The 15,425-nt window shown below is 34.0% G+C and carries 12 protein-coding genes; 5 read left to right on the top strand and 7 right to left on the bottom strand.

From position 1 onward, the window contains the following. Positions 1–82 precede the first annotated feature (82 nt). Positions 83–619: a thioredoxin family protein gene (locus QSV08_RS10740; RefSeq protein ID WP_324023219.1), complete on the bottom strand. Its 537-nt coding sequence runs from the start codon at positions 617–619 to the stop codon at positions 83–85. A 60-nt stretch (positions 620–679) separates the two neighbouring features. Continuing rightward, the gene (lysA, locus tag QSV08_RS10735; protein WP_324023217.1) at positions 680–1,918 is read right to left on the bottom strand and encodes a diaminopimelate decarboxylase; all 1,239 of its coding nucleotides are present in this window, start codon (positions 1,916–1,918) and stop codon (positions 680–682) included. A gap of 152 nt (positions 1,919–2,070) precedes the next feature. On the opposite strand from lysA, the gene QSV08_RS10730 reads away from it, so the two are divergent. From QSV08_RS10730 to QSV08_RS10720, 3 genes are all read left to right on the top strand, one after another. Further along, entirely contained in the window at positions 2,071–2,709 is a 639-nt protein-coding gene (locus QSV08_RS10730) for an LON peptidase substrate-binding domain-containing protein (RefSeq protein ID WP_324023215.1), read from the top strand. Between the two features lie 151 nt (positions 2,710–2,860). Next, positions 2,861–4,054 (top strand): ADP-forming succinate--CoA ligase subunit beta, encoded by a 1,194-nt coding sequence (sucC, locus tag QSV08_RS10725; protein WP_073243319.1) that lies wholly within the window; start codon positions 2,861–2,863, stop codon positions 4,052–4,054. 355 nt (positions 4,055–4,409) lie between these two features. Next, the gene (locus tag QSV08_RS10720) at positions 4,410–4,745 is read left to right on the top strand and encodes a hypothetical protein (RefSeq protein WP_324023213.1); all 336 of its coding nucleotides are present in this window, start codon (positions 4,410–4,412) and stop codon (positions 4,743–4,745) included. 44 nt (positions 4,746–4,789) lie between these two features. Here the strand turns inward: QSV08_RS10720 and QSV08_RS10715 are convergent, their stop codons facing one another. Then, entirely contained in the window at positions 4,790–5,167 is a 378-nt protein-coding gene (locus QSV08_RS10715) for a DUF1456 family protein (RefSeq protein WP_324023211.1), read from the bottom strand. Positions 5,168–5,490: 323 nt separating this feature from the next. Here QSV08_RS10715 and QSV08_RS10710 point away from each other — a divergent pair, with 323 nt between their 5' ends. Next, positions 5,491–5,892, top strand: a complete 402-nt coding sequence (locus tag QSV08_RS10710) for a TerB family tellurite resistance protein (protein WP_324023209.1) — start codon at positions 5,491–5,493, stop codon at positions 5,890–5,892. On the opposite strand, the gene QSV08_RS10705 is transcribed toward QSV08_RS10710, so the two are convergent. Further along, positions 5,889–7,157 (bottom strand): DUF2254 domain-containing protein, encoded by a 1,269-nt coding sequence (locus QSV08_RS10705; RefSeq protein WP_324023208.1) that lies wholly within the window; start codon positions 7,155–7,157, stop codon positions 5,889–5,891. The genes QSV08_RS10710 and QSV08_RS10705 overlap by 4 nt on opposite strands. Positions 7,158–7,362: 205 nt before the next feature. Here QSV08_RS10705 and QSV08_RS10700 point away from each other — a divergent pair, with 205 nt between their 5' ends. Next, positions 7,363–7,788, top strand: a complete 426-nt coding sequence (locus QSV08_RS10700) for an Hsp20/alpha crystallin family protein (protein WP_324023206.1) — start codon at positions 7,363–7,365, stop codon at positions 7,786–7,788. Positions 7,789–8,449: 661 nt separating this feature from the next. Here the strand turns inward: QSV08_RS10700 and uvrB are convergent. The 3 genes from uvrB to QSV08_RS10685 all read right to left on the bottom strand — a co-directional run bounded on the left by uvrB (position 8,450) and on the right by QSV08_RS10685 (position 15,425). Then, positions 8,450–10,438, bottom strand: a complete 1,989-nt coding sequence (gene uvrB, locus QSV08_RS10695; protein WP_324023204.1) for an excinuclease ABC subunit UvrB — start codon at positions 10,436–10,438, stop codon at positions 8,450–8,452. A gap of 59 nt (positions 10,439–10,497) precedes the next feature. After that, positions 10,498–13,779, bottom strand: coding sequence for a T9SS type B sorting domain-containing protein (locus tag QSV08_RS10690; RefSeq protein WP_324023202.1), 3,282 nt, complete (start codon positions 13,777–13,779; stop codon positions 10,498–10,500). Positions 13,780–13,958: 179 nt separating this feature from the next. Next, positions 13,959–15,425 (bottom strand): T9SS type B sorting domain-containing protein, encoded by a 1,467-nt coding sequence (locus tag QSV08_RS10685; protein WP_324023200.1) that lies wholly within the window; start codon positions 15,423–15,425, stop codon positions 13,959–13,961.

Raw genomic sequence — 15,425 nt, 5'->3', positions numbered from 1 at the left:
ATAACTCTAAATGAGAATAACTTTATAGATGAGTCATTAGAGATATGTAATGACTATAATAGACAAGTGTAAAGTCTAATAATTATTTACCAGCTTCGCCAGTATAGGCTTTCCAGTCTTTTTCTTTGTAAATGTCGCTACCAAAATAACGCGCTATTTCCAAAAATGGCTCTGGTTTTTGATAACCAGGTATAGGTGAAAGCATATTTAATTCTTCGTCTAAGAAAATAGTAGTTGGGTAACTTAAGCGACCTTGCATTAAGGCTGCTGCAAATTCATGATATCCTTTTTTACCAGATGGAACAAATTTGTACATCTTCCCTTTATATTCGATAGGATCTTTACCTTCACCATCAAACTTAACCATGTAGTAGTTCTCTGCCATATAAGCAGCTACCTCAGGATTTTGAAAAGTATCCTTGTCCATTTTCTTACACCATCCACACCAATCTGTGTACACATCAATAAAGACTTTCTTCGGGTTGTTGTCGGTTGCCGTTAATTCGGCAGCCTCTTCCCAAGAAATCCAATTAACCTCTTGTGCATAACTAGCAGCCGAAACAAAGAGTACGGCTAAAAATAAAAATGATTTGGAAAAAGATAAAGAATACGTATTCATGAGTTTTATTTGAGTGTTTAGTCCAACTATTGTACCAAAACTAACGTATTTTTAAATGCTTTATTTCACTTTGGCAGTTTGTTTAACACTGAATAAATCTTTTACATCTACCTGATTGCGAATTAAATCTTCAAAAGTTTCTCTTTCACGTATAAGAATTGCTTTCCCTTTATGCCAAAGAACTTCTGCGGGTCTAAATCTTGAGTTGTAGTTACTTGCCATGGTAAAGCAATATGCACCTGCATTTTTAAAGCAAAGAATATCGCCTTCGGTGATTTCGTTTATTCTTTTATTGCTGGCAAAAGTATCGGTTTCACAGATATACCCTACAACAGAATAATAGCGTTCTCTGCCTTTTGGATTAGAAATGTTATTGATGGTATGCGTAGCGCCGTAAAGCATTGGCCTAATTAAATGATTAAAACCAGAATCTACACTTGCAAATACTGTTGATGTCGTTTGTTTAACCACATTTACTTTTGCAAGAAAAACACCTGCCTCACTCACTAAAAATTTACCTGGCTCAAAAGCCAATGTCAAATCTTTACCATATTCTTTACAGAACTCATTAAAACGAGTACTTAGTTTTTTACCTAGTTCTTCAACATTAGTTTCAATATCACCTTCTTTATAAGGTACTTTAAAACCGCTACCGAAATCTATAAAATCAAGATTTTTGAAATTACGAGCAGTATCAAACAGAATTTCAGAAGCATATAAGAATACGTCAATATCTAAAATATCACTACCTGTATGCATGTGAATACCGTTGATATTCATTTTAGTTAATTCTACAATACGAAGTAAATGCGGAATCTGATGAATGCTGATTCCGAATTTAGAATCTATATGACCTACAGAAATATTAGAATTTCCACCTGCCATTACATGCGGATTGATACGTATACATACCGGAATATTTGGATGCTTACTACCAAATTGTTCTAGTATTGAAAGGTTGTCTATGTTAATGCGAACTCCTAATTTGGCAGCTTGCTCAATTTCTTCTAAAGAAACTCCGTTAGGTGTAAATATGATCGATTCTGGTTTAAAACCAGCTAACAAACCTAGTTGAACTTCTTGAATAGAAACAGTATCAAGACCACTACCAAGACTGTTCATTAATCTTAAAATAGTAATATTAGAAAGTGCCTTGGCTGCATAGTTAAGTTGCAATTTCTTTACTGAACCAAATGCTTTGGTCAATCTATTGAACTGTGAAACTATTTTTTCCGAGTCGTAAACATAAACCGGATCACCATAGGTTTTTGCGATTTGCAATAAATCCTCATTTCTCATACTATCTAATTTTAAGGCGAATTTACTTTTCTAATTTATTAAGAACAAAAATAATAACATAAAAACGATAAAAATAACAAATTGTGATATTTATAACATTAGAGAATTCTATTTATTTTGGTGCTATATAATCTGCTTTGTATTTTTAGCAAATGAAATTACCTTTATTTCCATTACAGTCTATATTCTTTCCGGGTGAAACCGTACCGCTTCATGTTTTTGAAGATCGCTACAAACAACTAATACAAGATTGTAGAGAAGAAGCCATCACTTTTGGTATTCCGGTCTTTATAAATAATAAGATGGAATATGGAGTTGAGGTTCAGCTTGTAGAAGTGGTGACAACCTATGAAACCGGAGAGATGGATGTGGTCTGTGTAGCGAGGCAAGTATTTAAATTACTCGCTTTTGATAATATCATGGAAAATAAGCTTTATTCCGGTGGTATTGTAAAGTTGTTGGAATACGATTATGAAGCATCCGAAGAAAAAAAACAAACTATAATTAATGGTATAGAACAGTTATATGCTATTATGGACGTGCCATATACCAAACTCAATATAAAAGAATTCAATAGTTTTACCCTAGCGCACAAGATCGGATTGTCTTTTGAGCAAGAGTATCAACTATTACAAATACCCACAGAAAATGATCGACTTAATTTTATAAGTCTACATTTAACTTCTACGATTACTGTGTTGTCAGAAGTAAATAGAACCAAGAAAACAATCGAACTTAATGGTCATTTCAAAAACTTTGATCCTTTAGATTTTAAAGATTTAGAGATTTAGGTCGTTTTTTAGCTACAAAATTCAATCGCATAATAAGGAATTTGTGTTTTTATCAGATTAATTATACTAGTTATTCTAATTAATCACCAGTATTTTTAGATTATTACTTACTGTTTCCTATTTTTGCTTAACAATTAAATTCACCATATATATGAACCTTCACGAATATCAAGGAAAAGAGATATTAGCAAGTTTTGGGGTGCGCATCCAAAGAGGAATAGTTGCCCAAAATGCAAAAGAGGCTGTTGAGGCTGCAAAGCAATTAACTGCTGAAACCGGAACTGGATGGCACGTTATTAAAGCGCAAGTACACGCAGGTGGTCGTGGTAAAGGTGGTGGTGTAAAATTAGCCAAGAACCTTAAAGAAGTAGAAGAGATAGCAAACCAGATTATTGGTATGAACTTAATTACACCGCAAACTTCTGCAGAGGGTAAAAAAGTACACCAAGTATTGGTTGCCGAAGATGTTTACTACCCAGGCGAAAGCGAAACTAGTGAATTCTATATGTCTGTTGTATTGAACAGAGCTACTGGTAAGAATATGATTATGTATTCTACAGAAGGTGGTATGGACATTGAAGAGGTTGCAGAAAGCACTCCGCACTTAATTTTTACAGAAGAAATTGATCCAGCTACAGGATTGTTAGGTTTTCAAGCAAGAAAAATTGCTTTTAACTTAGGTCTTTCAGGTACTGCGTTCAAAGAGATGACAAAATTCGTTGCATCATTATATAAGGCATATGTAGAAAGTGATTCTAATATGTTCGAAATTAACCCAGTATTAAAAACATCTGATGATTTGATCATGGCTGTTGATGCTAAGGTTTCTATCGATGATAATGCACTATACCGTAGAAAGAAGTATGCTGATATGCGTGATCTTAGAGAAGAGAATGCTATTGAAGTTGAAGCGAGAGAAGTTGGTCTTAACTATGTAGATCTTGACGGTAACGTTGGGTGTATGGTTAACGGTGCAGGTCTTGCAATGGCAACTATGGATTTAATTAAAATGGCAGGTGGTGAGCCAGCTAACTTCTTAGATGTTGGTGGTACTGCAGATGCTAAAAGAGTTGAAGAAGCATTTAGAATCATATTAAAAGACCCTAATGTAAAGGCAATTTTGGTCAATATATTCGGTGGTATCGTTCGTTGTGATCGTGTAGCACAAGGTATTGTTGATGCTTACAAGAATATGGGCGATTCAATAAAAGTGCCGATTATTGTAAGATTACAAGGTACTAATGCTGAAATAGCAAAAGAGATTATTGACAACTCTGGACTTGCAGTACAATCTGCTGTACAGTTTCAAGAGGCTGCAGATAAAGTAAAAGCTGTATTGGCTTAAACAAGTTTGCTTATCATATTATATAAAGACCATTCATTTTGAATGGTCTTTTTTTTGTTTAATAATTAAAGTCTGTATTTATTGTGTTTGTAGGTTTAAGTAATCGTAATCATAAAAGGAGCAAATCTATATTTTATGTTACTGAAATGAAATAATGGTTAAGCCTTTAAAAATGTGTTTTTTGCATGACTTGTATTTTTAATTTTGACATGAATAATTGAGGAATTAATATTAAAGAGATGTTAAAATATGCTCAAATTGTAACATTGTCATTTTTCAGTCGTCTTTTTAGTAATTCATCATCAATCAATTATTAATCATACTTCAGAAAAACTGGAGTGAAAAACAAAAAGTCATGAGAAAATTAAGTTTAGTAGTCGTAGCTACAATGCTACTTGCAACAGGTAATGTATTAGCTAACGATGTTAACGGAGAAAACCCTTCTAGAAATCTTTCAGCACAGATTTCAAAAATGTTAACCGAGAATAATTTCTCTGAAGAGCATAACGATTTAACAGCCCAGGTTCGTTTTACTTTGAATGCAGATGGGGAAATCGTAGTGCTATCTGTGAATTCTGAATTTGATAAAATGGAAAGTTTTGTCAAAGCCAAATTAAACTATCAAAAAGTCAATTTGACAGACATAGAGGAAGGTAAAGTATATACCATACCTGTACGAATAGAGGCATAATTCATTTAATTATGCCATAAAAAATCTTAATACACAGCCGTGTATTAAGATTTTTTCTTGTTTTTATACTTCACAGCGCTAACGGCAGTATCTACCTTGTTCATCTGCTTCGTTTTAAAGTCTTTTCTGTCATTGTCTTTTTCGGTAGGTCTTTTGGTGCTGGTTGCCATAGCCAATAAAACTTCTCCCGGTATTTTAGGGGCATCTTTTGTTCCGCGTAGTTGAAGTACCAATCCGTTTAAGAAATTACGTAGCACTTGATCTCCACATTCCATATAATTAGGATGGTCCTCATTTCTAAAGAAAGCACCTAATTCACTTTTAGAAATTTTAAAATCTACAAGCTGTAAAATCTCAACGATTTGGTCATCTCTGAATTTTAACGCTACTCTTAGTTTTTTAAATATATCATTATTAGTCATACCGCAAATTTAAGGACTGCAAGTTATTATAAAAATATGACCTGTTGGTTGCTGTACCTTATTAATAGGTTGGGTTAATTTGGGTATTCGATGTTTTCTGAAGATTATATTTTTAGAAAAATCTTATATGTCTGCCAAGTAGGCGATATTTTTTAGTAAAATAAACGTTCGACTATTCTGTTAAAGCTAAACTGAAGCTTAATCAATTAATTTTTTTATTTAAACCGATTTTTTGTGAAGCAAAACCCCCTAAATGAAATAAAACAGCTGACTTTTACGTTAAAAATATGTAGCAGCTGAATATCAATTTGTTACGTAAGAATATGCCTACTACTAAAGAAAAATTGAGTATTTTATCAGAAATGATTTCGTTTGCGAAAGTTAATAACGAGGTGAAAGAATCTGAGTATGATTTTCTTTTTTCGGTTGCCCAGCAATTAGAAATAAGTAAAAAGACTTTTGATAGTCTCTTTACTTCTAACGTTGAACATATAATTCCTAAATCACAATCAGAACGTTTATTGCAATTTCATAGGTTGATTTTGCTAATGAATGTCGATGATGATCAAGATTTTAATGAGGTCAAAAGAATTTATGATATCGGTTTAAACATGGGCTTACCACCAGGTGCAATTCAGCAGGTTCTTTCTATAATGCATAAGTACCCGAATAAAATAGTCCCACCAGAGGTATTAATTTCCATTTTCAAAGCTCATTATAATTAAGACCAAGATATAAAGTCGGCATCTAGTTTACCAAGATCTCTTTTGTTCTCGATATTGTTGTTGGCATCTGCTCTTAATTCATCTATTTCTGTCTCAATAACTTCTAATTGATCAGAATTTACCACGTGGGTAGTAAGTGTTTTTAGCATGTGCATCAATTTTCGCATTACCGTAATATCATGTTTGCAGTAAAGTCTATAGGTCGCCATTACATTAAATAAAACTTCAGAAAATTTCGCACATTTAATTCGTGTCCAATTTTCTTTTTCGTTATCGGTAATGTATTCAAAATCTGCCTTTTGCATTAAATTTAAAAAGAGCGAAGTTAGGTAGTCAATAGTGTTTAAAGCTGTACCGGGATCGTTTATGCCTGGTGACATTGCCTTTACGCCGATTTCAGAAATTTGTCTAAAACCATAAATGTAGTTTTCTCCGATAAGTTCTTCGTTACTAAAAAGTAGTGTGCTCGTTATCTTTTTCTTTAATTCGTTATTTAAAGGTTTTTCAGTTTTAAACCCGATGGTGCCATCTAAAATAAATTGCCCTTTATATAATTGAATGATAACTTTCATTGAGTTCTCTTTGCATAACTCCAGTAAATCATCGTTAAGTATTCCATAAAAATAACCGGTTTCGGTAATTTCATATTTTTTCCAATGCTCATGATTTGGAAACTCGAAGGTATTCATCTCTTGTTCTTCTATAATTGATGTTATTTCAGATTTTGTTCTAGAGTGAATTGCTGTTAGAATATTACCTACCTGTATTGCTTGTGAGATATGGTGAATGAAGTATATAAATGCAGCCAAACATACCACTACTAGTATAATACCCAATAACACCGAAAACCCGGGAGTTTGATAAGAATTCTCTGTCGGTTCAATAGAGATAAGAATGAATATGTTGTAAAGTATAGTAGCAATGTAAAGTCCTAATACTATTTGATGTTTTTGGTCAGATATAATGCCGGGCAATACTCTTGGCGAGAAGTTACTAGAAGCTTGATTTAATAACACCATAACCATAGAGAAACTAAATACTGTTAAGGAAATTAAACCACCTATGAGCGTGCTTAAAATGGTTTTAGCGGTGTCGGTATCATCGATTACTAATGCGGGTGCTACATCGATGAGATATGCAGAAATATTCTTTTGCTCTAGATAAATCATTAAAAATGCCAATAGTAATCCTGCTAAGGATATAATAGTTGGGTAAAAGGCAATTCTGGTTCGTATTTGGTGAAAAATGTTGATTAGTCTATCCATGCTATAAATTCTCTCCATAAAATTAGTGAATGAGAACGCAGATAACTGTCTGATATGCTAAAATTACAGGCTCTTATAGTTTAAAAGCGACAAAATGTCATTATTTGAAATGATAAAAGCGACATAATGGCGTATTTATTTGGTTGGTACATGATTTGTTTTATTCATATCGACTATTAAATTAATTTATTTAAAAAATAAGATTATGAGTTTAACAAAGAAAAATGACGTTTTGTTCCCAGCATTAATGAATGAGATTTTTAGACCAGATTGGTTTGGTGGAACTGAAAATTCACGTTCATCTTTACCAGCAGTAAACATAAAGGAAAATGAAAAAGATTTTGAATTAGAACTTTTTGTACCTGGTAGGGTGAAAGATGATTTTAAAATTGAAATTGATGATACGGTATTATCAATTTCTGCAGAAATTAAAGAAGAGCATAAAGAAGTGAAAGAAAATTTCACTCGTAAAGAGTTTAGTATTTCATCTTTTAAAAGAGCATTTACATTACCTGAGACAGTTGCGACAGATAAAATTGAAGCAACATATGAAGGCGGAGTTTTAAAATTTAATATTCCGAAAAAAGAAGAGGCTTTGCCAAAGCCAAAAAGAATGATTGAGTTAAAGTAAGTTTTGGTTAGTAAGTTTTTTTAGGTTGGTTTGAGTTGTTTAGTTAAGTGCTTTGAGAAATCAAAGCACTTTTTTTTGAGCCTATTTTTAATTGTTATTTTGGGCTATATTTTTGAATTGAAAATAATCATGAAAGATGATTTTAATAATTTTGGAATTACCTCATTTGAGATTTTTCCGTGTAGATTTTTGTGAGTTTATTTTTCTTATAATCTGTATTATTTATATTGAATTTTAGAATATGTTTTTTGCAAAATAGAGTAGGGAATTTGTTACTTTTTTATTTTCTGAAAAGCTGTTTTTGAAGTCTTGTAAGTAGATTTTTTTGCTATAAAAATCAGCTTTTTTTTGGAGTGTAAAATCGGTAATTTTATAGTTGTAAAAATTAACGTAAATTCGTAAAACTCGCCTAGTGGATTTCTTAGTTTATAAGCGTCTTTTCTTACTTTTAAATTTTATGAAATGAGAAACATAAGCTTATTGAGAATTGAAAAGAAATCAGCTTAGAAATACCTTTAAATTCTTTTTATACAGCAATATTACCTTTTTAGCCTTGTCTAAAAATTTAATTTAAATATTTAATATCCAGTATTTTATGTATATTTAAGTAAAGTTTAAATATACTCTATTTGTATTTCAGTCTAATTTATACATACTTGGCTTATTCTTGCTCCTGCAATGACTTTATTTCGTCTCTTAACTTCGCTGCTTGCATAAAATCTAATTCTTTTGCAGCTTTTTCCATCGCCTTTCTTTTGTCTTTTATGAGCTTCTCTATTTGCTCTTTGGTAAGATAATCCATGTCTGGTTCGGCAGCTCTCAACTCCTCTTTTATGAAGTGATATGTAGAGACTGAGTTCTTAGAAAGCACACTGTCCAAACTCTTGTTCAAAGCTTTCGGAGTAAGGTTGTGATCTGTGTTATATTGTATCTGTTTTTGTCTTCTATAATTTGTTTCGTCGATGGTTTTTTGCATACTTGCCGTTACCTTATCTGCGTACATAATTGCACGACCATTTAAGTTTCTTGCAGCTCTACCAACGGTCTGTGTTAACGATCTATTACTGCGTAAAAACCCTTCTTTGTCGGCATCTAAAATAACCACTAAAGAAACCTCTGGTAAGTCTAATCCTTCTCGTAATAAATTCACTCCGATAAGTACATCAAAAATACCTTTTCGCAAATCTTGCATGATTTCTACACGCTCTAAAGTGTCAACATCACTATGAATATATCTACATCGAATATTGATTCTGTCCATATATTTAGCCAACTCTTCTGCCATTCTTTTTGTCAAAGTGGTAACTAAAGTCCGTTCATCTTTTTCAACACGAATATGAATTTCTTCTACCAAATCATCAATTTGGTTAAGGCTTGGTCTTACTTCAATTATAGGGTCTAAAAGTCCGGTTGGTCTAATTACTTGCTCAACAAATACCCCTTGACTCAATTGCAATTCGTAATCTGCGGGTGTTGCACTTACATATAAAACCTGATTTTGTAACGCTTCAAACTCTTCAAACTTTAGAGGTCTGTTGTCCATGGCAGCAGGTAAACGAAAACCATAATCAACCAAATTTACTTTTCTAGAACGGTCACCGCCATACATGGCATGTACTTGGGGTATGGTAACATGACTTTCATCAATAACCATTAAATAATCATCGGGGAAATAATCTAACAAACAAAAAGGTCTTGTACCTGGCTCTCGACCATCTAAATATCTAGAGTAGTTTTCTATACCTGAGCAATACCCAAGTTCACGTATCATTTCTAAATCAAAATTGGTACGCTCTTCTAATCTTTTTGCTTCTAGTGGCTTTCCAATTTCTTTGAAGTAGTCTATCTGTTTTATCAAATCATTTTGTATGCTATGAATGGCATTCTGTAAAACATCTTTAGAGGTCACGAACATATTTGCTGGGTAAATAGTAAGTGTCTCGTAAACTTCTATAATATTATTATTAAATGGGTCGAAAGCTTCAATTTCTTCAATTTCATCGCCAAAAAAATGAATTCTATAGGCATGGTCAGCATAACTAGGAAAAACGTCTACAACGTCACCTTTCACCCTGAAATTACCGTTTTTAAACTCTGCCATTGTTCTAGAATAGAGCGATTGCACTAATAGGTGCATTAGCTTGGTTCTAGCAATAACTTGATCTTTTTTTATGGAGATGACATTTTTCTGAAATTCAACGGGGTTACCAATACCATATAAGCAAGAAACCGAAGCGATAACGATTACATCTCTTCTACCTGACAATAAAGAAGAGGTCGTACTAAGACGTAATTTCTCAATATCTTCATTAATCGAAAGATCTTTTTCAATGTAAACACCACTTGTGGGTATAAATGCCTCTGGCTGATAATAGTCGTAGTAGGATACAAAATACTCTACCGCATTATCTGGAAAAAACTGCTTGAACTCCGAATATAACTGGGCTGCCAAGGTTTTGTTGTGCGCTAATAAAAGTGTCGGTTTTTGAACTTCTTCAATAACATTGGCTACTGTAAATGTTTTACCAGAACCGGTTACACCTAATAATGTCTGATATTTTTCCTTGTCATTTATACCTTTTACCAATTCTTTAATGGCATTTGGTTGATCCCCAGTGGGTTTGAAGTCTGATACTACTTTGAATTTCATGCTATAAAATTACGAAAGAAGTGCCATTTAAAAGAGTGCAATAAAAAGAATAGTGGCTTCTATCGCTTTAAAGAAAAATGACCGGTAATTACTTCATTACTTTCTGCATTTTCAAATTGATACCAGTAATCTGATGATGGTAAAGGTTTACCGTTAAATGTGCCGTCCCAAGTGTTGTCTAAAGAGTTGGTCTGAAACAATAATTGACCATATCTGTTATGAATACTTAGCATTCCTTTAGGGGAACAAATATTAGTAATAGGAACATACCTATCATTTACTCCATCATTATTGGGAGTAAAGAAATTGGGGAAATCAACCGTACAAGATACCTCTGGTTCAGGCTCTGGTTCAGGTGTTTCTTCACATGATAAGGGGTCAATGGTTACAATGAAACTGCTTTCGTTGGAGCAAGATCCAGACTCATAGTATATGTAAACGGTTTGAGAAGTTTCTAAAATATCTCCTGAGAAAAGTCCGGTACCTGCTCCGTTGGGTTGGTCAAAGTAATTACCATTGGTAAGTTCTGGTAGTGTATAGCTTTCGCAAACAATAACATCATCTTGGTTATCTCCTAATAAAGAGTTCTCAATTTGAATTTCGAAATCATTCTCATTTGAGCAGCCGCTCACTCCCGCATACACATAAAGTGTTTGTGATGTTGTGATTATATCTCCTTCATTAAAAGGCGAACCTGTACCGTTAGGTTGATCAAAGTAGTTACCGTTTGTAAGTGCTGGTAGTGTATAGCTTTCGCAAACAATAACATCATCTGGGTTATCTGCTAATAAAGAGTTCTCAATTTGAATTTCGAAGTCATTCTCATTTGAGCAGCCACTCACTCCCGCATACACATAAAGTGTTTGTGATGTTGTTATGATATCTCCTTCATTAAATGGCGTACCTGCACCGTTGGGTTGATCAAAGTAATTACCGTTGGTCAGTGCTGGTAATGGATAACTACCGCACGCTATAACATCATCTGGGTCATCGGCTGGTGTAAGATTATTTATTTGAATTTCGAAATCATTCTCATTTGAGCAGCCGCTTATTCCGGCATACACATAAAGTGTTTGTGATGTTGTGATTATATCTCCTTCATTAAATGGCGTACCTGCACCGTTGGGTTCATCAAAGTAATTACCGTTGGTCAGTGCTGGTAATGGATAACTACCGCACGCTATAACATCATCTGGGTCATCGGCTAGTGCAAGATTGTTTATTTGAATTTCGAAATCATTCTCATTTGAGCAGCCGCTCACTCCCGCATACACATAAAGTGTTTGTGATGTTGTGATTATATCTCCTTCATTAAAAGGCGAACCTGTACCGTTGGGTTGATCAAAATAGTTACCGTTTGTAAGTGCTGGTAATGGATAGCTACCGCACGCTATAACATCATCTGGGTCATCGGCTGGTGTAAGGTTATTTATTTGAATTTCGAAATCATTCTCATTTGAGCAGCCGCTTACACCAGCATACACATAAAGTGTTTGTGATGTTGTGATTATATCCCCTTCATTAAAAGGCGAACCTGTACCGTTGGGTTGATCAAAGTAGTTACCGTTTGTAAGTGCTGGTAATGGATAGCTACCGCACGCTATAACATCTTCTGGGTCATCTACCATTGGCATAACACAACCAATAATTACGGTAATATCGTTTCTTACCAAAGTTAGGTCGGTTACAATATCACTTGTAATTTCTGCATGATATACACCAGCATCGGTGGCTTGTATATTGGTTAATATTAGTGTAGGACTATCGGGCGCACCTGTAATTGGCAGACCATTTTTAAACCATTCATAATGATTTTGTGTTCCACTAACCGTTGTAGTCAGGGTAACGTTATCACCAGTATTCTCATTTAAAGTTAAAATATCATTGACCTTAGCTTGTGGATTATCACGAAAACCAGAAAAATTTGCGTCGTAAAACGGGAATTCATTTTCAAAATCACCAAATTGAAAACGGTTATTTTCTATATTAAGATTTTGTGTGTAGCCAGGAATTATAGTAAAGTCGGGTACAGTACCTTCTAGTTGGTTGTTGTTTACATTAAAATTTATGAGATTGTTCCATTGGTTATAGGTAGCCGGAATAGTTCCGGAAAAAGCGTTATTAAATGCATTAAAGACCGCGAGGTTGGTCCATTGGTCATATGATTGAAGAAAACTTCCACTAAAATCATTATTATAAATATTAAAAGATTCGAGACTTGCCCACTGCGAAAAACTTGGGGATAAGGTGCCGGATAGTCTATTGTCGTTAACTGAAAAATATTCCATTTGGGTAAAACTCGAATAGCTATCTGGTATAGTACCTTCTAAATCATTGTTGAATACTTCGAATCTTATAATATTCGTCCAACTAGAATAACTTGCTGGTAACGTGCCTGATATTAGATTGTTTGCAATACTAAAATATTCAATATCTACCCAGTTAGAAAGTGATTCTGGCAATGTACCTGTTAGTGCATTACCCCAAAGATCTAAAGTCCTTAAATTGACTAGGTTTCCATACGAATCTGGAATCGAACCAGTGAGCCCTCCATTAATGGCGCTGCTGTAAGAACTTAAATCGAGAATTTGTAAGGTTGTTAATTCGGAATACTCCTCAGGTAAATTTCCATCTATATAAGTAGCTTGTATGGAAAGTTCTATCAAGTTAGATAAGTTTCTCAATGAGATGGGTAGATTACCTGTTAACGTGTTATTTCCTAACCGTAGCGTTCTTAATTCAGTTAAGTTTCCTAAGCTTGTTGGTATAATACCTGTAAGATTGTTTTCAGTGAGATTAAGATATGTCAGGTTTATCAAATCACCATATTCTGGATAAATGGTGCCATCGAACTCATTACCACCTAAATGTAACACCGATAATTGAGTCATATCTGTGACTTCTATAGGAATAATACCTGTAAGATCATTATACCAAACATTTAAGGAAGTTAAAATAGGTAGTGTTGTAATACTAACAGGAAGAGGACCTGTTAGTCCGCTAGCCGATATATCTAGTAGTGTTAGAAATTGCAAATCACCTAATTCATTAGGTATAAAGCCTGACTGAATATTGCTAGTATTTGCATAATTAGTAGGATTCATATCCATGGCAACTACATGACCTCCTGCTACATCAACTGTTAATCCGTACCAGTCGCTAGTAACATCACCTGAAAAATCCCAATCGTTAAGTAGGTTACCATCATTTTGGCTGGTCCATGTATCGCCATTTGTTGCGTTATAAAAAGCTAAAAGTGCAGCTTCTTCAGCGGGTGTCACCTGGGCTGATAGCATTCCGAATATTCCGAAAAAGGCAAAAAGACTTAATAATTTTGTCATTAATCTATAATTATGAGACTCAAAATAGCATTCACTTATATAAAAGTTGTGGTAATACTATTTGAATACGAAAACCTTCTATTAAGTAAAAACTCAAGATATAGACTTTACATGAGAAAATATTGATTTCAATCGTATAATTGATTAAAGGTATAAAGTAGCTAAATCTTGGTTTAATATTATCGAATTAGTGAAAAATGACCCATTATAGGTTGCTGATTAAGAAAGCTAGCTTTATACCAATAGTCAGATTGTGGCATTTGTTTAGTATTAAAAGTACCGTCCCATCCAATACTATTTGGGTTGATTTGTTGTATTAAACTTCCATATTGGTTGAATATATGTATCACTTCTATAACAGCTTCAAAATTTTCGACTGGTGGTATATACTGCCAATGATCATTTATTCCATCGCCATTAGGTGAAAAAAATGAAGGAAAGTCTTTTTTGGAAATATCTCTGTCTACCAATCTTTCTGTTGTTCCGCAACCGTTTTTATCTCGAACATATGCAGTGTAATTACGAGTTGACATTTCTATGAACATTGAGGAATCTTGAAAAGGACCATCTCGGCTGGTCAATGAATACTCATATTGTCCACCACCGGTTACGGAAATTAAAATTGTTTTTCCCAAGGGTAAGTTGGTGACATTTATTGCTGTAATTATAGCTTCTTCTGATGCTACTACGTCTATAAGTTTAGAACTTATACATTCAATATCGCCTGCATCGGTAGTAATATTATTATATGCTTCAAACCGATATTTACCTGGTGCAGAAATAGCTACACTTTGTGTTTCTGATAGCAAGGTTTCTTCGCTACCACTATTTGTTAAATACCATCTAAAACCATCGGCATTATCGTTCGATGAAATGGTGTAGGGTAGTTCGTCACTGCATATACCTACTATGTTGGGTAAATTGATAATTGGAGCCCTATAAATTAACTCGCCGGTAGTTTCAGAAATATAGGGGTCACAGACATAAACGGCAAAACTAGTAGTGAATATTTCTTCAGTACAAGATGTTGCAATTCCGATATCATTATAGGGTTCGATTTTTACATAAATATTTGAGTTTTGTGGTAAATCTTCCGGCGGGTCGTAACTCAGTTCATTTTTAATGTCTAGATTATTTACTATTTCATGACCATTCGGTGTCGTGCCAATAGATAAATAGTAACCAATCGCTGTAGGTGTATATTCCCATTCAATATCTGTAATGATGGTTACACTTCCCGCATTATTATCTGGTGTAATCAATACAGAGCAAGTAGGGGCTGTGGTAACTTCAGCCGTTGTAAAAACAAGTTCGTCACAGCTGATTGGCGGACCGTCATATGGAACTAAACTTAATGTCGCGTACATGGTGGTGTCGTCTGGTAAACCTAACGGTGGAGTGTAGAAAGGGTTGATGCCAATAGGTTTTCTATCTAAAATGTCAGTGCCTTGCGGAGTGGTGCCAATAGAAAGAATATAGCCGTTATAACCTAATACTTCGGTCCAAGTTAGTGTTGTGTTTACTTCAATGTTATCTGTACCGTTGTTCGGGAAAGTAAATTCTGTACAATCTTGCCCATAAAAAAATGAACTTGTCAAAAAGAGGCATAATAACCTCAAGAATAAAGACATTTTTTTAATATTCAT

Origin of the sequence: Maribacter sp. BPC-D8, assembly GCF_035207705.1 — a bacterium.
GTDB lineage: Bacteria > Bacteroidota > Bacteroidia > Flavobacteriales > Flavobacteriaceae > Maribacter.
Note: the sequence above shows the minus strand (reverse complement) of the source record. Positions and strands in the feature narration are given on the sequence as shown.

Coding starts and splice junctions, on each gene's coding strand:
- QSV08_RS10740 (WP_324023219.1), bottom strand. CDS start 619: ATGAATACGTATTCTTTATCTTTTTCCAAATCATTTTTATTTTTAGCC.
- QSV08_RS10710 (WP_324023209.1), top strand. CDS start 5,491: ATGCCTACTACTAAAGAAAAATTGAGTATTTTATCAGAAATGATTTCG.
- QSV08_RS10705 (WP_324023208.1), bottom strand. CDS start 7,157: ATGGATAGACTAATCAACATTTTTCACCAAATACGAACCAGAATTGCC.
- QSV08_RS10730 (WP_324023215.1), top strand. CDS start 2,071: ATGAAATTACCTTTATTTCCATTACAGTCTATATTCTTTCCGGGTGAA.
- QSV08_RS10685 (WP_324023200.1), bottom strand. CDS start 15,425: ATGAATATTAAAAAAATGTCTTTATTCTTGAGGTTATTATGCCTCTTT.
- sucC (WP_073243319.1), top strand. CDS start 2,861: ATGAACCTTCACGAATATCAAGGAAAAGAGATATTAGCAAGTTTTGGG.
- QSV08_RS10715 (WP_324023211.1), bottom strand. CDS start 5,167: ATGACTAATAATGATATATTTAAAAAACTAAGAGTAGCGTTAAAATTC.
- lysA (WP_324023217.1), bottom strand. CDS start 1,918: ATGAGAAATGAGGATTTATTGCAAATCGCAAAAACCTATGGTGATCCG.
- QSV08_RS10700 (WP_324023206.1), top strand. CDS start 7,363: ATGAGTTTAACAAAGAAAAATGACGTTTTGTTCCCAGCATTAATGAAT.
- QSV08_RS10690 (WP_324023202.1), bottom strand. CDS start 13,779: ATGACAAAATTATTAAGTCTTTTTGCCTTTTTCGGAATATTCGGAATG.
- QSV08_RS10720 (WP_324023213.1), top strand. CDS start 4,410: ATGAGAAAATTAAGTTTAGTAGTCGTAGCTACAATGCTACTTGCAACA.
- uvrB (WP_324023204.1), bottom strand. CDS start 10,438: ATGAAATTCAAAGTAGTATCAGACTTCAAACCCACTGGGGATCAACCA.